Genomic DNA, 24,147 nt, shown 5'->3' on the forward strand with positions numbered 1-24,147 from the left:
TATGGGTTGGGGACTAGCGGTTGGGGATTTGGGAAGATTCGGCTGTGGCGGCGATTAGGGATAGGGCAGCAAGGGGCGCTGTCACAGCCCTGAGAATGCGTTGTCCCAGAGAAACAGGCTGGTAGCCAGAGGCGATCGCCTGCTCCACCTCTGATTCTGTCCAGCCACCCTCCGGTCCAGTTGCCACCACCAATCGAGGATTGTGAGAATGATTAGATACTGATTGAGCCTGCAAATAGGTTAGTAAATGAGGAGGGTTTCCTCGTGCCGCGCAGAGATAGCAGACTGCATTCGTAGAATTCCAGATTTTCAAAGCTTGCTCAAACGATAGGGGTGCAGAAACTTCAGGCACAACTTGCCGTTCAGACTGCTCAGCCGCCTCCTGAGCAATCCGCCGCCAGCGTTCCAATTTCTGGGCACTAGGGTTTAGCAGCGTGCGATCGCTAATGATGGGCAGAATTTGGTTAACCCCCAGCTCCGTTGCCTGTCGCACCACCTCATCCATACCGCTTCCCTTCGGCAGCGCCACCAGCAAAACTACCGCCAGCGGCAGTTCAACCGGATCTTCCTGCATCAATTGCTCAACCACCACCGCCTCAGACAAAGACTGCCCTAGCTCAGCCAACCAGGAGTTTCCTTGCCCATCCATCGCAATAAAGCGATCGCCCCCCCGCAGCCGCAACACCCGCGTCAAATAATGCTGCTGCTCAGCCGTTAGCATTACCCGTCGATCCAAAACCTGATGAGGGGCGATCGCTACCCGCTGCAACTGAGCCATACCAAGAACCCATACCCCAAAAGAGCAAAGAACCCTTGCCTCCCACCGATGCGAAGCGCGTCCCGCTACCCACCGATCGCCCCTTGCGGAGGGAGTCTGGGGGACGTGCTTCCCAGTGGGGGCTTGGGGGCAAAGCCCCCAAAGAAGATTCAGCAATGAACCCACAGTTCAGTACACATAGGATTATAGGAATAGAGAAGGGGCTAGGGGCTAGAAATGCAGGAGAGATGGGAGATGAAAGATGAGAGGTAAGGTTTACTTAGTAGGTTCTGGACCAGGCAGCATCGATTATTTAACCGTGCGAGCGCAGCAAATCTTAGCCCAGGCAGAGGTACTAATTTACGACGCATTGGTTGATGCTGCCCTGTTGCAGCTTGTGCCACCTTGCCTCAAAATCGACGTAGGCAAACGCGGCGGAGAACCTAGCGTCGCACAAACCGAAATCAACCAACTGCTCGTCGAGCATTGTCAGCAAAACAAACAAGTTGTGCGGCTCAAGAGCGGCGATCCCTTCATCTTTGGGCGATGCACCGCAGAAATTGAAGCACTTAAAGCCGCAGATTGTGCCTTTGAAGTCATACCAGGGCTTTCCTCTGCACTCGTAGCTCCCCTATTAGCAGGCATTCCCTTAACCGATCCCGTGTTAAGCCGCTGCTTTGCCATCCTCAGCGCCCACGACCCAGACCTACTCAATTGGGAAGCCCTGGCACAAATCGAAACACTCGTCATCTTGATGGGGACAAAACACCTGCCCGAAATCGTGGAGCAGCTACAGCGTCGAGGGCGATCGCCCCACACCCCAGTTGCGATCATTCGTTGGGCCGGACAAACCCAACAGCAAACTTGGTTTGGCACTCTTGCCAACATCGTCCACCAAACTGCTCGTCAGTCCCTTTCCCCCGCTGTAATTACGATTGGCGAAGTTGTTGCACTACACCCCTATCTTCAACCCACCCCTGAAAATGACTTACAGCGTGACTCAAAACAAGCGTCTATCCCTGTGACTTCTCAACCCCCAATCCCCCACCCCCAATCCCCCACCCCCAATCCCCTGGCTGACAAGACCGTACTCATTACCCGCTCCGCCGGCCAGTCGAGCCAATTTGTCAAACTGCTTCAGCAAACCGGAGCAACCGTACTTGAAATGCCCGCCCTAGAGATTGGTCCGCCCTCTAATTGGGATGCCTTAGATCAAGCGATCGCCCATTTGAGCAACTTTGACTGGCTCATTCTTACCTCCATTAACGGCGTAGATTACTTCTTTGAACGACTTACTGCTCAGGGCAAAGATGCCCGATCTCTGGCGGGTGTAAACATTGCGGTCGTTGGCAAAAAGACTGCTAATAGTCTGTCCCAGCGAGGACTACAGCCCGACTTTATTCCACCCGACTTCGTTGCAGATTCGCTCATCACTCATTTCCCAGACGTGGATCATCTAACAGGCAAAAAAATTCTGTTTCCTAGAGTCGAGAGTGGTGGGCGAGACGTTTTAGTAAAAGAATTTACAGACAAAGGGGCAGTCGTTACCGAAGTTGCAGCTTATCAATCCCGCTGTCCAGAAGCGATCGCCCCTGAAACGCTCACAGCGCTTAAACAAGGCAAAGTAGACATCATTACTTTTGCGAGTTCAAAAACCGTGCAATGCTTCCATCAGATGCTAGGAGTAGAAGCCAACCAGCTCAACAACATTTGCATCGCCTCTATTGGACCCCAAACTTCAGCAGCCTGCGATCGCCTATTAGGACGCGTTGACATTGAGGCAGAAGAGTATACTTTGGAGGGGTTAGTTCAAGCGATCGTACAGTGGGCTAGAGTTTCTGGCTAGACAGATGAGCGACCAGCAACAGCAGTATGCCTCCGACCGACAGCGCATCATTGGCTTAACAGGCGGAATTGGCATGGGTAAAACCACCATTTCAGATTATCTAGGCAACGTTCACAAACTGCCCGTCTTAGATACTGACCTCTATGCACGAGAAGCCGTAGAGCCAGGATCTACAGTTTTGACAGAAATTGCAGAGCGCTATGGTTCAGGCATATTGCTCCCAAACGGCTACTTAGACCGAAAACGACTAGGTGAAATCATCTTTGATAGCCCAGCAGAGCGGCTTTGGCTAGAGCAACGAGTTCACCCGTATGTGCGCGATCGCCTGGAGAAAAACCTGCAAACCCTCCTGACTCAGCATCATTCCACCGTCGTGTTAGTGATCCCGCTGCTATTTGAAGCTCGCATGACTGACCTTGTCACCGAGATTTGGGTCGTGCGCTGTCCTGAAGCCAGACAGATCGAGCATCTGATGCAGCGCGATCGCCTCACACTAGCGCAAGTCCAATCCAGAATCAGCAGCCAGATGCCAATTGAGCAAAAAGTTGGCCGGGCTGATATCGTGATTGAGAACTCAGCCGATCTGGAATCCCTCTTTCACCAAGTGGATCTAGCCTTGGCTCAGTCCGTTCCACCCAATGTTGTTGCATCCCAGCAGCACCCTTAGACCTACCAAAAGCCTAATCAGGCAGAAAATTAGAGTTCGCTTTCAAACAGCCCCTGCTTGGCGAGTCGCCTAATTTGCCAGAAGTCTAATGATAGATTGGATGAACGACTGGCAGCACTGAGACAATCAGTGCTCTTACTGGTGAAATATCTTTAAGTTGAAATAGCTTTTAGGTAGCTTGTTTTGGATACCCTACTGTTGACCTAGAGAGAATTTCATGGGCGCAACACTTCAGCAAATTGCTTCCTATCTGGATAAATCAGGCTGGAAATATCGAGTAGATGAAGAAGAAAGTCGTATCCTCACAGGCGTATACGCCGACAACATAGAAGATTTCTTAATTGTCGTCGAGTTAGATGAGGATGGAGATTTCTTCAAGCTTTTTGCACCCAGAGTCCTGTCTGGCATTCAAGACCACCCTCACAAAGGGGCAATCTTGCAAACGATGCTGAGCATTTCCTGGGAAACCAAGATGCTGCAATGGGAATATGACCCCTCCGACGGTGAAATCAGAGCAATCATCGAGTTTCCGCTAGAAGACTCCACCTTGACCGAAAAGCAGTTCAACCGTTGTTTGCACGGACTGGTACAGATCGTTGACGAAATGGCAATGCCTCGGCTCAACGTGGTGATGGAGACAGGCAAAGATCCGGGCGACCTGGAAGCAGGAGAGCGACTGCTGTTGACGCTGCAAGAAGAAGCACCTGGGCTATTAGAAATGCTGGAGCGGGCAATGGAAGCCCGCAAACAACGAGGGCGATTTCCATCTAACTAGCTGCTTTCCGTCTAGCTAACTGCTTTTGATTTGCGACGGAGCCATTCGTCCAGGAGTTGCTTGCTGCCGCGCTCCTGTAACTCCCTCAACCGCAGCACGACATAACGACGCAGGTAAAAGGTTTTTCGGCTAAGTTGCGATGCAGACTGCCACCGCTGATAAGCTGGCACTGCGGTGTCCTTGAAGAAATTTTGCCATTCTTGCACAAGCTGTGCAGGCGTGGTCGCTTCGGCCCGTATTTTGCCGTTCTCAACCATAGCTCGACGCAGCTCTGGATTATCTCGAAGCCGCTTGAGTGCCTGTAGAGCCTGTTCTGGAGAAGTGATCTCGATGTAATCTAGCTCATTCTGGCGTTCTGCTTGAAAGGAGGTTTCCTCACCCAAAATGGCAGGAACGTGAGCGTGCCACGCATTGTAGAGCTTTAGCGCAGGTTTATGGGTAAAATCCTTGCGTTTGAAGTTGCGTACCGCTACAACTGCATCTGTGTCTCGATAGTCATTCCACTGCTCTGGGTCGACAATGCGCCAGGACAGCCCCAAATCTTTTAGTTGGTTCTGCCAATGCTCAGTTCGCAGTTCGGGTGCGAGATTCCAAAATAGTCCGAAATAGGCCACGTTTTCAAAGCGATCGCCTCGTGCTGGATCGCGTGGAATCAAACCCGTTTGTCGCCAGTGAGGAATGTAGTAGTGCGTGTACAGCGATTTAGGCTCCCTGGAATTCAGCACAACGTGAATCTGAGCATAGGGGTGAAAATCATAATTTGCCTTGTAGCAAATAAATAGCTGCTTAGGATTGGGGCGAAGGTGAAACGGAAAAGAGCGCCGATGGGCAACTACAATACCTTCACTTGGAATCTTTGTGACCAATTCGCAAGGAAAACCAGACTCTTTTAAGTGTAAGTAAGTTTGAATGATGCTGGAGTACATGCCAAACGTTACCTGATTCTCAACGTGGTAGTACCAATACTTATCGGCAACCATTGGCATGTCTTCGTGCCATGCATCCTTAGGGTAAAAGAAGTAAATCGGGGGCAGGCTGTTGTTCATAAGTGTTGTTTACCTGAGATGTGCAATATGGCTAGTCTGAAACCAATTGATAAAATCATGGTTTAGTGATGATAAAAGTTAGAATCGCTCACATACGTTGTAATTTTTAAGCGGGTCGTGTGATAGTGATGGCGAAAAAAACGAGATATTTTATCTATTGCTTTATGAGGCAATGAACGGTAGCGTTGCTCAACTTTTTGTTGCGTTTCAAAGTACTTTTGCTTGGCGGCTGGATCAGATTGCCCATTGGCGATTCTGACCTTCTCAATTCGATCATCAAAAAAGTCAAGTCCTTCCATTACATCGTGACGAATATGTAAGCCCGTTTTGACAGCAGCTAAGCCCATTGCATAGGTTGGGTGTTTGTGCATTCCAAGCAGTTCTGCATACAGTGCTAGCCGTCCCCATAGGTCAAGAAACTCTATCTCTCGACCAGAATCTTTCGTAATCACAAATAGAAATTCGTTAATAAACCTGATCTGGTCATCCTCTGGGTCGACGCCAACCTTGTGCGCCATTTTTTTATAAGTTTCAACAACTTTAACGGCTTTGGGATCGGGTGGATCGGTTTTGTTCAAGCGTTCTCGAATATGCTTGTTCATTGAACTACAGCTTCTAGCAGTTAAGCCCGGAAGCCACTGTATATTCCTTGGAACCGGGGCACAAATCCGTACATCTGCATCTAAATACATGCAGGAATTTGCCATTGTTAAGGCTTTGGCGATCGCAAATCGCCGCTCATGATAGAGCAAAACACCTCGCCTTCTATGTCCAAAAGCCAGAACATTTTTGTGAGCCTTGAACTCGCTTACTTTGTCAGTAAAAAGTACAAAGGGAACGTCAGGGGCGTATTGCTCCAGATCTTTAGCAAGCTCCTTAGCTAAAGAACGGTAGGTATCACCAAATGCCAACGTGCAAAAGCAGAGATCAAGTTCATTTTGAGTCATAGCTTCTCAAACATTGCATTAAGTAATTACGAGTGAATGAAAAGTTCCAGAAGAAACATTCACTCATCGGTTCAGCTTATTGAGCGGCGTAACAATCTTTCGAGAAGAGGAAGAATCTTGCTCTTGTTTTTCCTATTTATATCCGACGTTCTTTAGGTGGTCTATAAAAATACTGAACTTTACCTTTTCTTCATAAAGAATCCGGTTTTTTTGTTTTTACTTAAATCCAACGAGCAGCGAAAGTTTTATTTTATACCTCTGAGCTGACAAGTTTCTTTATGTAATCCAGTGTCAGGTTCTTGACGTTGGCTAATACGACTGCTGCACCTGCATTGTTCAGATTTGTAGTGTAGGTTACAGAGTATTCGGCAGTGGCTTGGGCGTGAGGGGGCAAAATACCCACGCCAATCCAACGGCGAGACAAATCTATTCGACTGGCGTTTTGTACTGTGTGGAGGTCAGCAACCGTATCACCCAAATAGAGGACAGGGGTAGAGGATGCGCCAAAAGGTTCTAGCTGCTGCACAACTTCTATCAACCCAGTAGGGTCGGGCTTGCCAGGAGCATCTTCCATTGCAACTAGAACGGGCGATCGCAACCCCAACCGCTTTTCCAGCACATAGGAAGCTGATCCCCGCGTAGCACCACTAAAAAAGCCCCAGGGAATGCCAGCTTGGGTCAGCAGATCAAAATAGTCTGCATTTAATAACAATGGCTCCTGGCAGATATAGCCTGTCCAGTGTTGCGGATCGGGTCCGCGATAGCGGCTTTGAAAGAAGGCAACGATGTCGCCGTAGTTGAGATTGAGGTGCGATCGCTCTACCCCCTGTGCCTCAAAATGGCGGTAGACCAATTCTTGTGACCCTTCCCAGTCGTTATTCCAGTGTCCTTCTGCTTTCAACGCATCAATATCGGTCGCCGAAGGGCGATAGGCACTTTGAGTGAACTGCTCCACCGTGTCCGCCAGTGCCCGCCGATAAGACCCGCCCACGTCTCGAATTACGCCGTCAATGTCAAATACTACAATCGCGGGGGGAAATGCCTGATTCTGCTTAGCCAACGACTGCGCCTCCTGTAATTTTGTGTTGGGGAAAAGGAAGGGGGAGAAAGGGTATGGAGCTATAGACCAGAACATATTTATAAGACTATGCACTGTCAAGCATCTACTATTACTCTTTTCTCCTCGCCCAATTTGGTTATCTGTGAATCCATGCATTACCATAGTGGATTGTGGAGTTATCAGAAAACTGTTAGGAATTGTGGAGGTTGGCGTTTGTCAAAGTTTATTTTGAAGGTTCTCTGGCTTGAGAACGATGTGGCGTTAGCGGTTGACCAGGTGGTCGGCAAGGGCACCAGTCCGCTTACGTCCTATTTCTTCTGGCCCCGGAATGATGCCTGGGAACAGCTCAAGACTGAAATGGAGAAAAAGCACTGGATTGCTGAAGCAGACCGGATTGAACTGCTCAACAAAGCGACTGAGGTGATCAACTACTGGCAAGAGGAAGGCAAGCGCCGCCCTATGTCTGAGGCTCAAGTGAAGTTTCCCGAAGTGGTTTTCACAGGTAGCGCTTAGTTGCACTCAGAGCGTAGTTGAACATCAGCGATAAAGGGTTTCAACCGAATGGCACTGAGATAAGGATTCAGCGATCGCCAGAAGCTTTGAAAAACTGTAAGGTGGGCGCTGCCCATCGCTCTTAAGTCAGTGCCATTCAGCTCAAGCCCTTTGTCCCAAAAATATACTCATACCTATATAACTGTGTAGATATGCAAAAACGGTATAAGCCTTATTGCAGCAGCACAGGACGCATTGAATCTTTTACATAGCTAAGCAGTTTAGCAGCACGATTTTCCCAAGAAAATTGCTGAACATAGTCAATCATATGGCTGTAGCCCTCTGATTTTCTGGGGTAAGTTTCTAAAACCTGCTGAATACATCTAGCAAACGAATCTGGGTTATCCGGCTCACACCAACCCGCAATAGCATTACAAGACTTGAACTCTACCAAAGAAGTAATTTCAGTCGCAACAATTGGCGTTCCTGATGCTAGGTAGTCAAACAGCTTAAGAGGAGACGTAAACGTTGAGGCTGGTCCAGAACAATGAGGATGAGCGAGCACATCGGCCGCCTGAAGCAACCCAGGAAGGCTAGTGTGTGAGAGGTGCCCTAAAAACGTGACGTTTCTAAGCTGTTTTTCAATTGCTAATTGCTTGTAAGCGGTTACTTGTGTTTCATCTCCGCCTGCAAATGCAAAATGGGCATGGGTAAGCTGTTGAGTCACATCTAGCAATAGGTCAACGCCTTTGAAGGGCAGTAGTGCTCCCGCATAAACGACTAGATATTGCTCATTGGTTAACAATTGCTTACGCCAGGTTGCAGCTTGTTCAGGTTGCCTGTTCAGAAACACACTGTTAAAGCCACTGTGAAGCTTAACGATCTTGTCGGCGGGCAGCCCATTTTGAATCATGCTCTCACGAACTGAATCTGCGACAGTTACAGCAACTTGCAGCAGCGGATTTTGGACAATTTCAGGATCAAACTGTTTCTCTTCGTGATGATGATGTTCATAAATTGCTGGAACTCCACATTTAATTGCTGATTCAACAAAATTCCAATCTCGTGAATGGACAATTTGAGCCGCAGGGCGAATGTGAATGGGGAAATAGTATTTTGCAATCAGTGTGCTGGGATGAGTTGCTTTCTTGAGTAGTTTGCTGGTTGATTTCAGTTTTGGGGTAGGAAGAGCAGCAACTTTAAGTTTTCCACGAAGATTGTAGAGGTTGATTAATTCTTCTGAAGGGGCTTGTGGTTGAAAGGGGCGCAGGAGATTCGTAAGGTTCAGTGCGCTTGGCTCTTTACTGAGATGAATTAACAGACTGGGATACCCTAAATTTGCCATTCCGTCAGCTGAGTTTGCAGCGTGAACAAGATGAGCCGCACCGGGCTGTGGCATCACGTTTCGAGTGAAGAATATATAGTGTTTCAGCATAATTAAATTGGTAGATAGTGTTTTTGAGTTAGCTGTTTCCTCAGATGCTCTGCCCACCTGAACCATAATGCCGACCTTACTCATATCGGGTAGAAAGACAGTTCGGTTGAGCTCGCAACTCGAAGAGCATTGCTCCTTCGTTGCTTAGAAGTTGCTCACGCTTTATTTATATCTACTTAACGTGAGTTCGGGATAAGAAATCGTCAGAACCCCTGATTTTTCGTACCTCATTTCGTTGCAGTGAATCAAGCTATTGTCAGCAAGGTCCACAGATGCAATTTTTCTCAATAAACAACCTTATTGAGAAGAGCCTACAGCAATACCCTTTGCCTAAAGCCTTTTATACCAAACCTTGCAGCGTTTAGCTTAACCCGAACTCACGTTACTTATGCCCTTTATGCCCTGATTAATGCCATTAAAATTTAAGCCTGAGTAGCTCAGGTTTTTCCTGGTAGAGACGCAATGAGTTTTGTCTCCGCTCGGAAAAAATAGAAAAGAGCCTCTCACATTGTGAGAGGCTCTTTTTCGTATAGCTCTATACCTAGCTTTAAGCCTGTCCCGTTCCTCCAGAAGCCTGGAAGCGGGCACGGGCACGCTTTAGCGCTTGGGTCGCTTGAATCTGCTGCTGTCGGTTGCCTGCTTCAACTTTGTTGAGGCGGGCTTCTGCTTCGCTGTAGGCAGTGCGAGCAGCTTCCCGGTCGATGGTGTCGCCACGCTCGGCTGCATTCACCAGGATGGTGACTTCGTTGGCTTCGACTTCAGCAAACCCACCCATGAGGGCGATCGCCACCCAGTCTTTGTTTGCCCGAACCCGCATCACGCCTGTATCTAAAGCAGTCAAAAGCGGTGCATGTCCTGGCAAGATGCCCAGTTGGCCAGTCGTGCTAGGAAGAATTACCTCTTCAGCATCAGAATCCCAAACGGTCTTGTCTGGGGCAATTACACGAACAGTTAGTGCCATGACTTTATCCTACTTACCTTCAGCCTTCATCTTCTCGGCTTTGGCGATCGCCTCATCAATGCCACCTACCAGGTAGAAAGCTTGCTCTGGCAGATCATCTAACTGACCCGACAGGATCATCTGGAAGCCTTTGATTGTCTCGCTTAAAGTGACGTACTTACCAGGAGAACCAGTAAATACCTCAGCTACGAAGAAGGGCTGAGAGAGGAAGCGCTCAATTTTACGGGCACGTGCAACGGTCAGACGGTCATCTTCAGACAATTCATCCAGACCGAGAATTGCAATGATGTCTTGCAGTTCTTTGTAGCGCTGGAGGGTAGACTGCACCGCACGAGCAGTGCTGTAGTGCTCATCGCCAACCACACTGGGCTGAAGCATTGTGGAAGTAGAATCGAGTGGGTCTACCGCCGGATAAATTCCTTTAGCTGCCAGACCCCGAGAAAGTACGGTGGTTGCGTCCAGGTGAGCAAACGTGGTTGCTGGAGCGGGGTCGGTCAAGTCGTCCGCAGGGACGTAAACTGCCTGGATGGAGGTAATCGAACCCTCAGTGGTTGAGGTGATGCGCTCTTGCAGGTCACCCATCTCTGTTGCCAGGGTGGGCTGATATCCTACCGCAGAGGGCATTCGTCCGAGCAGCGCTGACACTTCAGAACCCGCCTGCACAAACCGGAAGATGTTGTCGATGAACAGCAGCACGTCCTGCTTGTTGACATCTCGGAAATATTCAGCCATCGTCAGCGCCGACAGACCTACGCGCATTCTGGCTCCCGGTGGCTCGTTCATCTGCCCGTACACTAGCGCCACTTTGGACTCGCTAATGTTGTTAGCGTTGATCACGCCCGACTCTTTAAATTCGTTATAAAGGTCGTTTCCTTCACGGGTGCGCTCACCCACGCCACCAAACACCGACACTCCGCCATGCTCTTTTGCGATGTTGTTGATTAGCTCTTGAATCAACACAGTCTTGCCAACTCCTGCACCGCCAAACAGACCCACTTTGCCACCCCGACGATAGGGAGCCAGCAGGTCAATCACCTTAATTCCAGTCTCGAAAACTGAAGGTTTGGTTTCTAATTCTGTGAATTTAGGTGCAGCACGATGAATCGGGAAGAACTCTTCGTTATTGACTGGACCCAGTTCGTCTACGGGTTCACCCAAGACGTTAAAAATTCTTCCCAAGGTTGCTAGCCCGACTGGAACCTTGATAGCAGCGCCCGTATCAAGGACTTCCATGCCTCGAACCAAACCATCTGTGGAACTCATTGCCACAGCCCGAATTTGGTTGTCTCCTAGAAGCTGCTGCACTTCACAGGTAACCGAAACCTCTTGCCCGTTTGAGTTTGTGCCGCTGACTTTCAGGGCGTTGTAAATCTTAGGTAATTGACCATTGGGAAATCGAGCGTCGATAACCGGGCCAATGATCTGGGTAATGAAGCCAACGTTTGTCTTTTCTGCTGTAGTGACCATGCTTGCGCCTATTCTGTGATCAGCTTTTCTAGAAACTTGAAGACAGTCTTAAGAATTAAAATTTCCATCTCTCAGATTATCACTGAATGTAAATCTTTAACGAAAGCAAACTGCTGAAAAATTTGACGGATGGGGCGATCGCCCAAAATCTATAATAAAGTGCAGGCTTACTGCATTTTGCTTCTTCCTTCCCAAGGGCGAACAGCCGCTCGTCCCTACCAGCGATACAAATTTCCAAATCTCTTCTACGACAAAAAACGACTGCTCACTATGACCCATTCTTCGCATCGCTATCACATCACCACCTTCGGCTGCCAGATGAACAAAGCCGACTCCGAACGCATGGCAGGCGTTTTAGAAGAAATGGGGTTTGAGTGGTCAGAGGCTCCAGACGATGCCGATGTAATTCTCTACAATACCTGCACGATTCGGGACAATGCCGAGCAAAAGGTTTATTCCTACCTGGGTCGACAGGCAAGACGTAAGCATGAGCAGCCCAACTTGACGCTGATCGTGGCAGGCTGCGTTGCCCAGCAGGAAGGGGAGGCGTTGCTGCGGCGGGTGCCCGAACTCGATCTGGTGATGGGTCCTCAGCACGCAAACCGACTGCGCGATTTGCTGGAGCAGGTGTTTAATGGCAATCAGATTGTGGCGACTGAACCCATTCATATCGTCGAAGACATTACCAAACCGAGACGAGACAGCAACGTTAGTGCTTGGGTAAATGTAATTTATGGCTGCAATGAGCGCTGCACCTATTGCGTTGTGCCAAATGTGCGCGGAGTCGAGCAATCCCGCACACCCGAAGCAATTCGGGCAGAGATGGAGGAATTGGGGCGGCAGGGCTACCGGGAGGTGACGCTGTTAGGGCAAAACATTGATGCCTACGGGCGCGACTTACCAGGCGCAACGGCAGAAGGTCGCCATAAGCACACCCTGACTGATTTGCTCTACTTCGTTCATGACGTGCCCGGAGTCGAGCGAATTCGCTTTGCCACCAGCCATCCCCGCTATTTTACCGAGCGACTGATTCGCGCCTGTGCTGAATTGCCCAAAGTGTGTGAGCATTTTCACATTCCCTTTCAGTCGGGTGACAACGAGGTGCTAAAGGCGATGAGTCGCGGCTACACCCAGGAAAAGTACCGTCGAATTATTGATACGATTCGCCGCTACATGCCCGATGCTTCGATTAGTGCGGATGCGATCGCCGGATTCCCCGGAGAAACCGAAGCCCAGTTCGAAAACACGCTAAAGCTGGTGGAGGACATCGGCTTTGACCAACTCAACACCGCTGCCTATTCTCCCCGCCCTGGCACACCCGCTGCGCTCTGGGAAAATCAGTTAAGCGAAGAGGTGAAGCGCGATCGCCTCCAACGTCTTAACCATTTAGTGTCTATCAAAGCGGCGGAGCGATCGCTCCGCTACCAGGGACGCATTGAAGAAGTGCTAGTTGAAGACCAGAATCCCAAAGATCCGAATCAGGTGATGGGGCGTACACGCGGTAACAGACTAACCTTTTTTGAGGGAGCGATCGCTGACCTCAAGGGGCAAACCGTGCCTGTCAAAATCACCGAAGTTCGAGCGTTTAGTCTGACGGGTGAGCAAGTCCAACTTGCGGTAGTCTAACGGCGAGTTGGATAGCAGCAAGTAGCCTCAAAATTCTCACGGACAACCAGTTGTTTACCTGGTGTGATGTGCGATCGCAATACGTACACCATTTCAATTCCGTCACTTACAATGAGGCTACAGCACAGTCTCTATTAGGCTAACTGCTCTATGCCGGAAATTGTCGAGATTCCTATCGAACTAGCTCGGTTCCAACTTCCTCAAGCAGTTCAAGCACGTCTACAGTTCCTGCTGGATCGTCAGGATGAGGGACACACTTTGTCTCAGGCAGAACGACAGGAAGCGGAAGGGCTTGTTGATCTAGCAGAATTCCTATCCTTGTTGCGTTTACGCTCAACACGGGTAACGAAACAGACTTAAATGGGTACAATTTCTGCCTCTCTCCGCCGATTAGTGATTCAGAGAGCGGGTAATCGCTGTGAATATTGCGGGATATCGCAGATTGGACAAGTTGCTACTTTCCATATCGACCACATCATTCCTGTAGTAGCTGGTGGCGAAACAATTGCTGAAAATTTGGCTCTTGCTTGCGTCTCCTCCCTTCGCAAGGGAGCGCGGCAAGTTCTTGAAGATTCAGAGACGGGTGAAGTTGTCTCTATATTTAATCCTCGCAAACAAGTCTGGAAGGAACACTTTGTCTGGAGGGATGTGCAAGTTATCGGGTTGACAGCTACGGGTAGGGCAACGTTGCAAGCGCTTGATTTGAATCGACCAGCTATGTTGGCGATTCGCACAGAAGAGGAACTGCTAGGTCGTCATCCACCACCGTAAATTTGCATCAACCAACTTTAAAGAGCAAACCGCACCTGTCAAAATTATTGAAGACTGCGATTATCCAGAAGTACTTGTTACAAAGTCTCGAAGGGAACCCAGCATTAGACCGCCCTACGTTGATTCATGCATAGCAGAAAGAGCGTAACGCTAACTAATCTATAGCTAAGAACAACGTAGCAATGGTAAGGGAAAACCCAAAACCGTAGAAAAGCTTAAATAGAAACGTATTTGTCTTTTCAGGCAAACTGTTACCATCGAACGTTCTTGCTTCTTCTAGACGACTTAATGTTGCAAAAGCAAATATTGATAAAGAGAAAGTTCTAATGTAGGGCACAAAATTGCTAGGAATAATGTATACGTGATTTAGTAACTGAGCGGCAATAACGCCAAGTGCAGCAGGGATAAAAATCCAGGAAAGGGTTGAGAAAAGACCTTTCCTTTTGTCTTCTATATTCTTCTTAACAGTGTCAGCTTGAATATTATTACGCCACTCAAGTGATTCTTTTTCAAGGGCAGTAGGAGCAAATAATAATTGCAGTATATTTCGGAAGCCCATACTGAAGTGCCATGATTTGCCCCATAGTGTAGATAGATCCAATACAAAGCCAGGGAAAACATTTTCTCCGCTTAGCTGCTTTGGGTCTTCAAGTACTTGCTTAATTTGATTTGTTCGGTAAATCTCTACCTGGCGTTTTTGGAGATTAATTAGCCATCCTAACCGTAGTCCATTGTTGAGGTATTCCTGCATTTTTTGTCGCGATGGCTCAAGGGCGTTGTTCTCAGAAGGCAGTTCGATTAGGAAATCTGGATGGAGGAGTGAAAGTTTCTTTTGTTGTTTTGGTGTGAGTTGATTCCATTGTTCTGAAGAGGCCCAGGCTGCATCAAGAGAGTGATTGCCCCCCTCTGGTGGTCTGAAGCAGGTTAAAGAATTGAATCCCTTAACAAGTTGAGACTGTCGATTCCAGTACATCAGTTCCCTAATCAAATCTGCCTTCCAACTTTCTCCTTCCTCACCTACTAATGGCACGATGACTAATTCTCCCTGGACTGTTCGCTCAAATTTTGAGTCGCGGTGATTCTGACACAGTTGGTAGAACTGTTCATCACTTAGCTGAATGAAGGGGTTGAGGTTAAGAATAATTTGAGTCACCGTAAAGCCTCAACAGCTTGGACTTTTGTTTGTATTGTAAGCATTGTTCAGTTCGTTTACCAATCTCTGCATAGGGCTTCCCATCAAGAATAGGTATGAATGTGAGGAATGAAAATCACTTCTCAGGGCTCTTACCTTTTTAGAAGCGATCGCTGATCCCAAAGGACAGATCGTATCCGTTTGCATGACTGAAGTTTGAGCATTCAATGTTCTATTTGCAGTCTTTGAAGAATGGTTGAGATTGTCTAGAGAGCCTTTTAGATTATCTAGAGAACTTCTGAAATTGTCTGAGGAACTCCATTAAATTGTTTAGAGAGTCTCTGAGATTGTCTAGAGAGCCTTTGAACCTTCCTGGAGAATCATTGGGCTTCTCCAGAGAAGGTAGGAGATTGCTCGATCAGGGTTAGATGCGATTAATCCCAATACTGGGTCCAGTCTGGCACTTCGTTTAACTAGTGTTAAAGTTATCTAAGCGCCATAGAAACCACCAAGTACCTGACCAGAGGCAAGGCGAAATGGCCCAGAGGGTAGCGATACAAAGGAAGTCGTGCGAACATCGGCAACCAAGTCTGCCACACCGTCACGAAATACAAACAGGTCAAAGCCAAAGGAGTCTCGACGGGTTTGATAAGTTTCACCTGCGCCCAGTTGAATTAGATCTCCACGGGTGAAATCCCTGATCAAGGCATAGTCGCTGGAACCATTGAATCGATAGTATGAACCGGAGCGATTGCCTACTATAAAACCATCGTTGTTGCTTCCACCCGTGAGGCTGTCAACTTCAAGGAAGCCTCTATAGAAATTGTCAGCACCATTAAGAAGGTCGATGCCACTGCCGCCTACTATTGTGTCACTGCCAGCACTTCCTGTGAGTGTATCATTACCACCCTGACCATCCAAAAAATTTCCTTTGCCGCTGCCGGTAATCCGGTCGGCGGAGGGAGTGCCACGCACATGCACAAAGTTATGTACCGAGAAGTTTAATGTTCCTAAAAATGGAACATTATTCACTGTGAGTCTTTTGGCTCCCAAGTCTACGTTGAAGGATGCACTGCCGCTGCCGCTTGCCCCATCAATCGAGTTGTTTAACCCGGCTGTGCCAACGATTCGCTCAATGCTGTTCATCTGATCGACTCCCAACCCACCTTTGCTTACCCGTCCACCGGGTAAGAGGGTGACTGCACGTCCCAGACGGCTATAGTCTGCGGTGTCGTAGCCGGTACCACCTGCCATCAGGTCATCCCCTGCAAACCCTGTCAGTCTGTCGTTTCCTCCTAGCCCAAATAAGTCATCGTTGTCATTCGTACCAAATACGCGCTCGGATAAGTTGCTACCGACGACTTGAGCCATGATTCTCTCCTGATTGATGAATTGAAAATTGCTATAAACACAAGTTGCAAAGGCTAAATGCTGTGATTCATTGCCCTGTGTTAAATGCCTTGTGGTTTTCATCATGCAAGGAGAAAAGATGGAATTCATGTAGGTTTTCGGTCAATTCAATCGTCGTTTCTGGTACAACCTGGTGTTGTTTGAAGCCATGAGGATTGCCGAAAACTGCATTCAACTTGACTGGAACTAACCGTGATTTCGTGAAATTGCTTCGGTATTGTTGGAAGTATCAACCGCTAAGAGGGTTTGCCTCATGAAAACACTTACACTTTCCGGTGCTGCACCATCCTTAGCTTCGATGCCCTCTCTGGAGCGATCGCTCTTTAACTGGACACTCACTACCCTCGCCACCAGCACAATTTTCTTTGGACTCATTGGCTGGGCAGTTTCTCAACAAGCTAATGCTGTTGAAACTAACGCAAATGGTGCAACCCAAACCCAACTTCAGTCTGAAACCATTGCTCAACAATGATGTGATAGCGATCGCCCATGAGCAAATTGATGGCGATCGCGTGTAGTCCTTCCATTTAACTCAACCCACATCTATCACTTTCTTAGTCACAAGTTCGACCTAACAGTATCTCAAGGAGACAATCATGCTTCACCATATTTCTGTCGCAGTTATCGATCCGCTGTATGTTGCCGAAGTTCTCGCTGAAATTCTTCATGGGCGAGTAGTTCCTTTCCCTCCTAACCCAGGTAGTTACATTGTTTTGGCAGGGGATGAGTTTGGCACGATGTTTGAGTTTTATCCACTCGGAACTGAACTGATTCCAGACAGCTATCAGGGGCAAGCCGGATTTCAACTGAATCAGAAACCGAGTCACTACACCTCTGTTCATGCTGCAATTTCTGTTCCTGCCAGCCTGGAAGAGATTGAGCGAATCGGTGAGAAGGAAGGATGGCGCGTATTTCTTGCCAATCGAGATGGATTATTTGATGTGGTTGAGTTTTGGGTTGAGAACCGCTTGATGCTGGAGCTTTTGACTCCCTCCCTCACTCCCCGCTATCTCAGTGTTTTCAGCCCTCAACAGTTGCCAGGATTGATCGATCAGCTTGCTTTGGCAGATGCCCGTAGATGACGGAAAAAGGTTTGCAGAAAAGTGCAATCAAGTTTTCAGTTTTCGGACAGCTATTGAAGAGGAATGTGAGTTTTATAAGAGGTAGCCTCAATGCATCAATCAATTTGCATTGTCTACTGACCGTAGGAGTTTGGCTGAACTGTAGGGGTTTGGCATTGCCAAACCCCTACTCAAATAATTTCCACTTTACTCATTCCCACCCATTTAATTTGTGCTTTCCCTGTTGTTAGTGAGTGGTTTAGTGTGGCTAGCTGTGGTTCACTGGCAAACTCAGCAGGCTCTACGGTGGTGGTTTGAGCAGCGGCAGCGATGGCTGTGTCGAGAGGCAGAGCAGGTTCGCAACGGGCTGTTGCAGGAAACATTTGTAATGCGACGGCGGCTGGAGCTGAGCCTGGACGAAGATGGCGTGCAGCACTGGATCGAGCAGATGAAGTATCTGGACGGGCATCTGGTGCAACTGAGTGATAATCTGGCTCCGCCCTATGGAGAGGTTAGCTTACCGCTGGCAATTCGCGACTGGGCAAAACGGTTTGAGGCGATCGCCACTCCGGGGGCGCAACAGGTGATCGCCCTGACCCTGCCAGATTTCTGGCATTCTGAACCGCTGATTCGCAGCCAGATACTTTTGACTGCACTCGATCAGTTGTTACATCTGGTTGCAACCCAGAACAATGCTGATGCGGAGATGCCAATATCAATTGAGTTACGAAACCGTCAGCACTGGGGAGAATTGGTGGTGCAAATTCACTACGCTTCGGTCGAGGCTGCTCAACAGGCGGGGCGATCGCCAGAACTGAAGTATTTGCCACGAACCTTTCAGGTACTTGCTTCGGGACGCTGTTCTTATCGACAGCAACAGCAGACCGTTTCCTGGTGTTTTCGATGGCGGTACGCTCACGATAAGGTATAAACGAATGCAACGATGGATTGATCCGGAGGAGAGAGGGTGGCTGGGCTAAAAATTGTCGTGGTGGACGACCACGAACTGGTGTTAGACAGCACCGTCACGGTGCTTCAGCGCCAATATCCCGATGCAAAAATCAGCACTGCCCAGGCGACTGCAACAGCGCTGACGCTGATTGAGCAAACTCAGCCTGACCTGGTTGTGGTAGACCTGGCGCTGCCAGAGCAATCGGGACAGGTTTCTCGCACTGAGACAGGTTTACAACTGTTGAGAACTTTGCTCCAGCGCTTCCCAACGCTAAATATTGTGGTGCAGAGCGCCAATGCAAAATCACTGGTGCGGCTCAAACCATCTATTAATACTCATGAGGGCGGCTTCACCATTGCTGAGAAGAGTTTGCCGCTAAAGGAAATGCTCACCAAAGTGGACTGGGCAATTCAAGGAGTCGTCTACACGCCAAGGGAGATGCGAACCGGACTGGAGATTAAGCCAGAATGGTTGGAAGTGCTGCGACTAGCGTTTCAGGAAGGCTTGCAAGACAAGGCGATCGCCGAACGCATGAGAGTCGCCGAACGCACTGTGCGCCATTACTGGACACAGGTACAGGATGCTCTGGGCGTTTATCCTGATGCGGGCAAGAATAACCGGATTCAAACTGAGATTCGCGCTCGTGAAGAAGGATTGATTGACTAAATGCGGACAGGGCAGGGCATTTGGGCAGTTCTTCAACGTGAACTGCAACTTTGGCGATCGGGCGCACTGCCAGGGCTAGCAGTGATCGGGCTGGTTGTGGCGCTGCGGTTGGTTGGCGGACTACAAATGCTGGAATGGTTTGCGTTGGACTACCTGCTGCGATTGCGTCCACCTGAACCCACCGACGAACATATCCTCATTGTTGGGATTGATGAAGATGACATTCAATCCGTAGGACAGTACCCTATTCCCGATAGTGAATTGGCAGACCTGATTCAAACCCTTAACCAGTCTGAACCTGCCGTAATTGGGCTGGACATTTTTCGAGATTTGCCTCAAGAGCCAGGACATCAGCAGCTTGCAGACCTGTTTCACACCACGCCTAACCTGATTGGCATTGAGCGAATTTTTCCCCGCACGATCGCCCCTCCTCCCGCCTTGCCTGCCGAACAGGTGGGCTTTGCCGACCTGCAATCTGATCCAGACGGTAAGCTACGGCGTAACCTATTAGGGGCTTACGATGCCCAGGAAGAATTTAGCTTTTCGTTAGCCATTCGAGTGGCAGGGAAGTTTTTGGGCGATCGCAACCTCCCCCTGGAGTCTGGACTCCGTGACCCCTATGCGCTGCGCTTTGGCAAGGCTGAACTGCCCCGAATTCAGCCCAACACAGGCGGATACCGCAATTTAGAAAAACCAACGGATGAGGTCGATACATTCATCAACTATCGCAGCGGCGGACATCCGTTTGAAATGGTGTCGCTGCGGGCGGTATTGGCAGGTGAAGTGCCTGATGAGTTGGTGCGCGATCGCATTGTCCTCATCGGTGTAGTCGCACCTAGTGTCAAAGATATTATCAACACCGTTGCTGTTTCCAGTATGGCTCCCAATCCAGCACCGGGAATTGTTTACGGCGTAGAAGTGCAGGCACACACAATTAGCCAAATTGTGCAGGCAGCGCTCTATCAGCGTCCGCTACTCAACAGTTGGGGCGAGAGTTGGGAATATTTGTGGATCGCCGCCTGGGGAATTTTAGGGATTAGCCTGGGACGATTTTTAGGCACCTCCTGGCGCGTCGTTGCGGGGCTGAGTGTAAGCTGTGCTGTATTTTTGGGCGTATCCTACTGGCTCTTAGTGATGGGCTGGTGGGTGCCACTGGTGCCACCGCTGATAATTCTCCTGGTAAATGGGGCGGGGCTGACGACCGCTTTGTTTTATCGATATCAGCAGGATTTAAAACAGCAGTTACGCGATCGCCAATACGTGATCGACCACACCTTTAACGCCATTCACAACGGACCACTGCAAACGCTATCCCTGTTGCTCAGAAAGACGCAATCGGGTGATCTGGAACTTCCCCAAATTGAGGCAAGACTCAAAGATCTTAACCAGGAACTACGAGCCGTGTACGAACTGGTGCGCCAGGAAGTGTTGACCCGTGACGAAAACCTGCACCTGGCAGAGGATCAGGCGATCGCCCTCACTGAATCACTCGATGAAGTGCTTTATGAAGTGTACAGCTACACCCTCAAGCGAGAATTTGACTACTTTAAAACACTTAAATTTAGCGTCACCACCTTTGAGCCACTCGACACTACAGGGCTAACCCTAGAACACAAGCGCAACCTGGGACGGTTTCTAGAAGAAAGTTTGTGTAACGTTGGCAAATACGCAGCAGGCGCAACTCGACTAGATGTCACCTGTAAGCAAGAAGAGGGCTGGAATGTGATTCGAGTGATGGACAATGGCAAAGGATTTGACCCCACACAACCGACCACAGGCGGACGTGGCACTCAACTTGCCAAGAATCTAGAACAGCAGTTAGGCGGACAGTTTCGGCGAGAGTTCGTCAAACCTAAAGGCACCCTGTGTGAGCTGAAATGGAAGGCTGCCAAGATAAAATCGCATTCTTAAACCATCCTGTTCACGAATCACATTAGGATGGCTATAGCCAATTTCTGTGCGAGGACTGTTGGATGGGCTGGTTGTCTAGCATCAAGTGGAACTCCATCCACACTAAGCTGTTAGTGACTTATTGGATGCTAACCGCAATCGGGACATCATTGATGTCAGGCTACATCTTGTGGTCTTGCTACAACTATTTTATTGAAACCAGACAAGCCGACCTAGAAAACTGGAGTGGCGCTTTGGCTGAGAGTGTGGCAGATGCTCTAGAAGAGGAGGATCTTGACCGTGTGGACGTGATAATGCAGCGTTATGGGGCACCAGAGGCTATTACCCTTCGCATTTTAGATGTAAATGGACAACTGATTGCCACCTCTAGTCCTGAGTTAGACTCTCAAATCGAGAACTGGCTGGAAGTGAGTGGGGTCAATGAGGCGTTGCAAAATCAAGTTGATCAAGGTCTAACCAAAGGACTGCTATCCAATGACGATCGCCTCTATATTTCTCGTCCGATCTCGCGCAATGGGCAAATGCTGGGCGTGTTGCGGATGTCGATTACGCTGGAACAACTGCAAAATCAGTTTGCCAACATCATCTGGACCGTATTAGGAGCATTGTTTCTCACAGTTCTGCTGTGTACTTTGATTAGCGAATGGTTGGCTCGCAGTTTGTCCAGACCCATTCAAACCATGCAGGCTTTTGCAATTCGGCTAGGCAGCGGTCATTTTGGCGATCGCCTCACTATCCGTCAGAGCAATGAGTTAGATCAGCTTGCGATCGAGCTAAACCGCATGAGCCAACGTTTGGAGTCTCTCGATCAGGAAAGGCGCTCTTTTCTAGCCGATGTGTCCCATGAGTTACGCACTCCGATTAGTAATGTTCAGTTAACGGTAGAAGCGCTCAGAAGCGGTGCTGATGCCGAACCAGATCTGCGCGATCGCTTCTTTCAAACGGTTGAAGATGAGATCAAACGCTTATCTCAGCTAGTCTATGACCTGCTTGATCTGGGAAGACTCGAAGCCGGAGTCACATCTTTAGAGAACCGAGCGATCGCCCTTCCAAATTTGATTGAGCGAGCTGTACGAGCAATGGAAACTCGACTTAAAGCGCTAGAAATTAGAATTCAGCAAAACGTAGCAAATCTGCAAATTCAGGGTGACCCAGAGCGACTGTTACAGGCTCTGCTCAACATCCTGGACAACGCAATCAAACATTCTCAACCCAACTCCCAAATTGCAATCACAGGGCAGCGTGAAGGAAAGCAGATTGTGATCAAAATTAGCGACCAGGGGACGGGTATCAGGGAGCGGGATCTGCCCCGTATTTTTGAGCAGTTTTATACTGCCGATCCTTCCCGCAAAGGCAGCAGCACGGGCTTGGGACTGGCGATCGCCAAACGCATCATAGAAGCTCATGGCGGCAACATCACTGCAAACAGTATATTTGGGCATGGGACGACCGTGACCATCGGTTTGCCCCTGCAAAAGAGTGGGCATGAAGAGTCTCTTTCCAAGGTTGAAGTGTGAATCTTATGTCTGAGCTATCTCCGTTGATCTTGACTCTAAAGCTAGATCAGAAAACCTTTAGCTATTTTGATCAGTTACGTCAGCAGCACTTTCCACCCGAAAGGAACTTTCTATCTGCCCACATTACTCTGTTTCACGCACTCCCGAGTGAACAGAAATCGAGTATTCAACAGACGTTGCAAGACTTCCGTTCTCACATCTCACCCTTAACTCTCACTTTTACAACATTACGTTTTCTCGGCAAAGGAGTGGCTGTAGAAGTTGAATGTCCTGAACTCATCCAACTTCGTCAACAGCTTGCGACCCATTGGCGTGATTGGCTGAGTCGCCAAGACCAGCAGGGCTATCGCCCCCATATCACCATTCAAAACAAGGTGGCTCCTGACCAGGCTCGATTGTTGTATGACCAACTCACCAGTGAATGGAAAGCCTTTCAGGGAACAGGTGAGGGATTGTTGCTCTGGTATTACAAAGGCGGACCGTGGGAATTGGCAAACCAGTTTGATTTCAAATGATATCTATAACTCCCTGGACTCACGATTTTGCAATAGCTGGATTAGCGATCGCCTCCTTGCTCGACTATCTCATCGGTGATCCCTGGAACTGGTTACATCCCGTTCAGGTGATAGGTTGGATGATTAGCCGATACACTCACCTTGTCCTGAAGCAGTTCGAATCTCCCCTAAGTCTACGCATAGCAGGAGTCATTTTAGGACTTGGAATGATTGGCGGCAGCGGAGTTGCAGGGTGGCTGATCGTTCAGGTGACAGGTTGGATACATTGGGGTGGGGCGATCGCCGTCTCATCTATTTTGCTAGCAAGCTGTTTTGCCGGACGCAGTTTGAGAACTGCTGCTCAAGATGTCTTGCAGCCCTTAAAGACTGGAGATTTAGCAACAGCCCGATCAAAACTCAGTCTGTACGTTGGACGAGATACAGCACAGCTAACAGAACCCGAAATCCTGCGGGCAGTGTTTGAAACCGTGACAGAAAATGCCACTGATGGAGTCATGGCCCCCTTGTTTTGGGCGATTATCGGAGCCTTCACCCCGATCGGCAGTGTTCCTTTTGCGCTGGCATATAAAGCCGCAAGTACGCTCGATTCAATGGTGGGCTACCGAGAAGCACCCTACACCCACCTCGGCTGGTTTAGCGCCCGTCTGGAAGATTACCTCACCTGGATTCCCTGTCGCCTGATGGTATTAACTCTCTCACTCCTATCCGGTAAACCTAAATATGTGTGGCAGATCTGCTGCCGAGATGCCCCTCAAGATCCCAGCCCCAACGCCGGATGGAGTGAGTGCGCCTATGCAGCCGTAGTCGGGGTGCAGGTAGGTGGAGTGAATGTCTACAAAGGCACTGTGAAACACAAGCCACTGTTGGGCGATTCCATTCACCCGATTACTCCAGCCCGAATTGAGCAGGCAATGGAATTAACCCGTTGGATGTTTCTGATCTGGGTGGCGATCGCCATTCTCACGCTCTGGTTGAGCTGAGAGTGCTTCTAAACCCTAACCCCCAATTCCCATAACTCATTAGACTTCCTGCATGAATCAAGAGGCATGTGCCAATTCATAGTTGAGTAAGCCAGCAATCAGGTTCAAGCGCAAGCCAAACCGTTTTCTGCGGTTGCGATAACGTCCTGCAAA

General features: G+C 49.0%; 24 protein-coding genes and 1 pseudogene. 15 read left to right on the forward strand and 10 right to left on the reverse strand.

What is annotated here, in order from left to right; all coding sequences use genetic code 11:
• Positions 1–13: 13 nt before the first annotated feature.
• Entirely contained in the window at positions 14–778 is a 765-nt protein-coding gene (locus tag H6F88_RS15675) for a 16S rRNA (uracil(1498)-N(3))-methyltransferase (protein WP_190643693.1), read from the reverse strand.
• 241 nt (positions 779–1,019) lie between these two features.
• On the opposite strand from H6F88_RS15675, the gene cobA reads away from it, so the two are divergent.
• From cobA to H6F88_RS15690, 3 genes are all read left to right on the forward strand, one after another.
• Complete coding sequence (cobA, locus tag H6F88_RS15680) at positions 1,020–2,603, forward strand: uroporphyrinogen-III C-methyltransferase (protein WP_190643694.1); 1,584 nt, start codon at positions 1,020–1,022, stop codon at positions 2,601–2,603.
• Between the two features lie 4 nt (positions 2,604–2,607).
• Positions 2,608–3,270, forward strand: coding sequence for a dephospho-CoA kinase (gene coaE, locus H6F88_RS15685; protein ID WP_190643695.1), 663 nt, complete (start codon positions 2,608–2,610; stop codon positions 3,268–3,270).
• Positions 3,271–3,487: 217 nt separating this feature from the next.
• A complete protein-coding gene (locus H6F88_RS15690; RefSeq protein WP_190643696.1) occupies positions 3,488–4,045 on the forward strand; it encodes a hypothetical protein in 558 nt (185 codons plus the stop codon).
• 11 nt (positions 4,046–4,056) lie between these two features.
• On the opposite strand, the gene H6F88_RS15695 is transcribed toward H6F88_RS15690, so the two are convergent.
• From H6F88_RS15695 to H6F88_RS15705, 3 genes are all read right to left on the reverse strand, one after another.
• The gene (locus H6F88_RS15695) at positions 4,057–5,091 is read right to left on the reverse strand and encodes a hypothetical protein (RefSeq protein WP_190643697.1); all 1,035 of its coding nucleotides are present in this window, start codon (positions 5,089–5,091) and stop codon (positions 4,057–4,059) included.
• Between the two features lie 62 nt (positions 5,092–5,153).
• Positions 5,154–6,038 (reverse strand): hypothetical protein, encoded by an 885-nt coding sequence (locus H6F88_RS15700; protein ID WP_190643698.1) that lies wholly within the window; start codon positions 6,036–6,038, stop codon positions 5,154–5,156.
• Positions 6,039–6,288: 250 nt separating this feature from the next.
• A complete protein-coding gene (locus tag H6F88_RS15705; RefSeq protein ID WP_242050573.1) occupies positions 6,289–7,098 on the reverse strand; it encodes a TIGR01548 family HAD-type hydrolase in 810 nt (269 codons plus the stop codon).
• 213 nt (positions 7,099–7,311) lie between these two features.
• Here H6F88_RS15705 and H6F88_RS15710 point away from each other — a divergent pair, with 213 nt between their 5' ends.
• Positions 7,312–7,611, forward strand: a complete 300-nt coding sequence (locus H6F88_RS15710; protein WP_190643700.1) for a 30S ribosomal protein PSRP-3 — start codon at positions 7,312–7,314, stop codon at positions 7,609–7,611.
• A 211-nt stretch (positions 7,612–7,822) separates the two neighbouring features.
• On the opposite strand, the gene H6F88_RS15715 is transcribed toward H6F88_RS15710, so the two are convergent.
• The 3 genes from H6F88_RS15715 to atpD all read right to left on the reverse strand — a co-directional run bounded on the left by H6F88_RS15715 (position 7,823) and on the right by atpD (position 11,453).
• Positions 7,823–9,109, reverse strand: a complete 1,287-nt coding sequence (locus H6F88_RS15715) for a glycosyltransferase family 4 protein (protein ID WP_206756449.1) — start codon at positions 9,107–9,109, stop codon at positions 7,823–7,825.
• A 463-nt stretch (positions 9,110–9,572) separates the two neighbouring features.
• Entirely contained in the window at positions 9,573–9,986 is a 414-nt protein-coding gene (gene atpC, locus H6F88_RS15720) for an ATP synthase F1 subunit epsilon (protein WP_190643702.1), read from the reverse strand.
• A 9-nt stretch (positions 9,987–9,995) separates the two neighbouring features.
• Complete coding sequence (gene atpD, locus H6F88_RS15725) at positions 9,996–11,453, reverse strand: F0F1 ATP synthase subunit beta (protein ID WP_190643703.1); 1,458 nt, start codon at positions 11,451–11,453, stop codon at positions 9,996–9,998.
• Positions 11,454–11,723: 270 nt separating this feature from the next.
• Between atpD and miaB the strand changes: the two genes are divergently transcribed.
• The 3 genes from miaB (at position 11,724) to H6F88_RS15740 (ending at position 13,850) form a co-directional block, all read left to right on the forward strand.
• Entirely contained in the window at positions 11,724–13,079 is a 1,356-nt protein-coding gene (gene miaB / locus H6F88_RS15730) for a tRNA (N6-isopentenyl adenosine(37)-C2)-methylthiotransferase MiaB (protein ID WP_190643704.1), read from the forward strand.
• 150 nt (positions 13,080–13,229) lie between these two features.
• Positions 13,230–13,439, forward strand: coding sequence for a hypothetical protein (locus H6F88_RS15735; protein WP_190643705.1), 210 nt, complete (start codon positions 13,230–13,232; stop codon positions 13,437–13,439).
• A complete protein-coding gene (locus tag H6F88_RS15740) occupies positions 13,440–13,850 on the forward strand; it encodes an HNH endonuclease signature motif containing protein (RefSeq protein WP_190643706.1) in 411 nt (136 codons plus the stop codon).
• A 154-nt stretch (positions 13,851–14,004) separates the two neighbouring features.
• Here H6F88_RS15740 and H6F88_RS15745 read toward each other — a convergent pair whose 3' ends face one another.
• On the reverse strand, positions 14,005–15,003 hold the full coding sequence (locus H6F88_RS15745; RefSeq protein ID WP_190643707.1) for a Uma2 family endonuclease: 999 nt from the start codon (positions 15,001–15,003) through the stop codon (positions 14,005–14,007).
• Positions 15,004–15,471: 468 nt separating this feature from the next.
• The gene (locus H6F88_RS15750; RefSeq protein ID WP_190643708.1) at positions 15,472–16,353 is read right to left on the reverse strand and encodes a calcium-binding protein; all 882 of its coding nucleotides are present in this window, start codon (positions 16,351–16,353) and stop codon (positions 15,472–15,474) included.
• 292 nt (positions 16,354–16,645) lie between these two features.
• Between H6F88_RS15750 and H6F88_RS15755 the strand changes: the two genes are divergently transcribed.
• From H6F88_RS15755 to cbiB, 8 genes are all read left to right on the forward strand, one after another.
• Complete coding sequence (locus H6F88_RS15755; RefSeq protein WP_190643709.1) at positions 16,646–16,864, forward strand: hypothetical protein; 219 nt, start codon at positions 16,646–16,648, stop codon at positions 16,862–16,864.
• Between the two features lie 124 nt (positions 16,865–16,988).
• Positions 16,989–17,474 carry a hypothetical protein gene (locus H6F88_RS15760; protein WP_190643710.1) on the forward strand — a complete coding sequence of 162 codons (486 nt, stop codon included), beginning with the start codon at positions 16,989–16,991 and terminating at the stop codon, positions 17,472–17,474.
• A 211-nt stretch (positions 17,475–17,685) separates the two neighbouring features.
• On the forward strand, positions 17,686–18,384 hold the full coding sequence (locus H6F88_RS15765) for a hypothetical protein (protein ID WP_190643711.1): 699 nt from the start codon (positions 17,686–17,688) through the stop codon (positions 18,382–18,384).
• Positions 18,385–18,420: 36 nt separating this feature from the next.
• Positions 18,421–19,071, forward strand: coding sequence for a response regulator (locus tag H6F88_RS15770; RefSeq protein ID WP_190643712.1), 651 nt, complete (start codon positions 18,421–18,423; stop codon positions 19,069–19,071).
• On the forward strand, positions 19,072–20,982 hold the full coding sequence (locus tag H6F88_RS15775) for a CHASE2 domain-containing protein (RefSeq protein ID WP_190643713.1): 1,911 nt from the start codon (positions 19,072–19,074) through the stop codon (positions 20,980–20,982).
• A 62-nt stretch (positions 20,983–21,044) separates the two neighbouring features.
• Complete coding sequence (locus tag H6F88_RS15780; RefSeq protein ID WP_190643714.1) at positions 21,045–22,499, forward strand: ATP-binding protein; 1,455 nt, start codon at positions 21,045–21,047, stop codon at positions 22,497–22,499.
• A 5-nt stretch (positions 22,500–22,504) separates the two neighbouring features.
• The gene (locus tag H6F88_RS15785; protein WP_190643715.1) at positions 22,505–23,014 is read left to right on the forward strand and encodes a 2'-5' RNA ligase family protein; all 510 of its coding nucleotides are present in this window, start codon (positions 22,505–22,507) and stop codon (positions 23,012–23,014) included.
• On the forward strand, positions 23,011–23,994 hold the full coding sequence (cbiB, locus tag H6F88_RS15790) for an adenosylcobinamide-phosphate synthase CbiB (RefSeq protein WP_190643716.1): 984 nt from the start codon (positions 23,011–23,013) through the stop codon (positions 23,992–23,994). Before H6F88_RS15785 ends, cbiB begins: the two co-directional genes overlap by 4 nt.
• 57 nt (positions 23,995–24,051) lie before the next feature.
• On the opposite strand, the pseudogene H6F88_RS15795 reads toward cbiB, so the two are convergent.
• Positions 24,052–24,147, reverse strand: a pseudogene (locus H6F88_RS15795) (IS5/IS1182 family transposase); the annotation flags it as partial.

The sequence above is a fragment of the Oculatella sp. FACHB-28 genome, assembly GCF_014696015.1.
Lineage (GTDB): Bacteria > Cyanobacteriota > Cyanobacteriia > Elainellales > Elainellaceae > JAAUTN01.

Excerpts from the sequence above, each read along its gene's own strand:
- H6F88_RS15695 (WP_190643697.1), bottom strand. The coding sequence starts at position 5,091 with ATGAACAACAGCCTGCCCCCGATTTACTTCTTTTACCCTAAGGATGCA.
- H6F88_RS15700 (WP_190643698.1), bottom strand. The coding sequence starts at position 6,038 with ATGACTCAAAATGAACTTGATCTCTGCTTTTGCACGTTGGCATTTGGT.
- H6F88_RS15780 (WP_190643714.1), top strand. The coding sequence starts at position 21,045 with ATGGGCTGGTTGTCTAGCATCAAGTGGAACTCCATCCACACTAAGCTG.
- H6F88_RS15690 (WP_190643696.1), top strand. The coding sequence starts at position 3,488 with ATGGGCGCAACACTTCAGCAAATTGCTTCCTATCTGGATAAATCAGGC.
- H6F88_RS15740 (WP_190643706.1), top strand. The coding sequence starts at position 13,440 with ATGGGTACAATTTCTGCCTCTCTCCGCCGATTAGTGATTCAGAGAGCG.
- atpC (WP_190643702.1), bottom strand. The coding sequence starts at position 9,986 with ATGGCACTAACTGTTCGTGTAATTGCCCCAGACAAGACCGTTTGGGAT.
- H6F88_RS15715 (WP_206756449.1), bottom strand. The coding sequence starts at position 9,109 with ATGAGTAAGGTCGGCATTATGGTTCAGGTGGGCAGAGCATCTGAGGAA.
- cbiB (WP_190643716.1), top strand. The coding sequence starts at position 23,011 with ATGATATCTATAACTCCCTGGACTCACGATTTTGCAATAGCTGGATTA.
- coaE (WP_190643695.1), top strand. The coding sequence starts at position 2,608 with ATGAGCGACCAGCAACAGCAGTATGCCTCCGACCGACAGCGCATCATT.
- H6F88_RS15775 (WP_190643713.1), top strand. The coding sequence starts at position 19,072 with ATGCGGACAGGGCAGGGCATTTGGGCAGTTCTTCAACGTGAACTGCAA.
- H6F88_RS15760 (WP_190643710.1), top strand. The coding sequence starts at position 16,989 with ATGCTTCACCATATTTCTGTCGCAGTTATCGATCCGCTGTATGTTGCC.
- miaB (WP_190643704.1), top strand. The coding sequence starts at position 11,724 with ATGACCCATTCTTCGCATCGCTATCACATCACCACCTTCGGCTGCCAG.
- H6F88_RS15785 (WP_190643715.1), top strand. The coding sequence starts at position 22,505 with ATGTCTGAGCTATCTCCGTTGATCTTGACTCTAAAGCTAGATCAGAAA.
- H6F88_RS15735 (WP_190643705.1), top strand. The coding sequence starts at position 13,230 with ATGCCGGAAATTGTCGAGATTCCTATCGAACTAGCTCGGTTCCAACTT.
- cobA (WP_190643694.1), top strand. The coding sequence starts at position 1,020 with ATGAGAGGTAAGGTTTACTTAGTAGGTTCTGGACCAGGCAGCATCGAT.
- atpD (WP_190643703.1), bottom strand. The coding sequence starts at position 11,453 with ATGGTCACTACAGCAGAAAAGACAAACGTTGGCTTCATTACCCAGATC.
- H6F88_RS15750 (WP_190643708.1), bottom strand. The coding sequence starts at position 16,353 with ATGGCTCAAGTCGTCGGTAGCAACTTATCCGAGCGCGTATTTGGTACG.
- H6F88_RS15755 (WP_190643709.1), top strand. The coding sequence starts at position 16,646 with ATGAAAACACTTACACTTTCCGGTGCTGCACCATCCTTAGCTTCGATG.
- H6F88_RS15675 (WP_190643693.1), bottom strand. The coding sequence starts at position 778 with ATGGCTCAGTTGCAGCGGGTAGCGATCGCCCCTCATCAGGTTTTGGAT.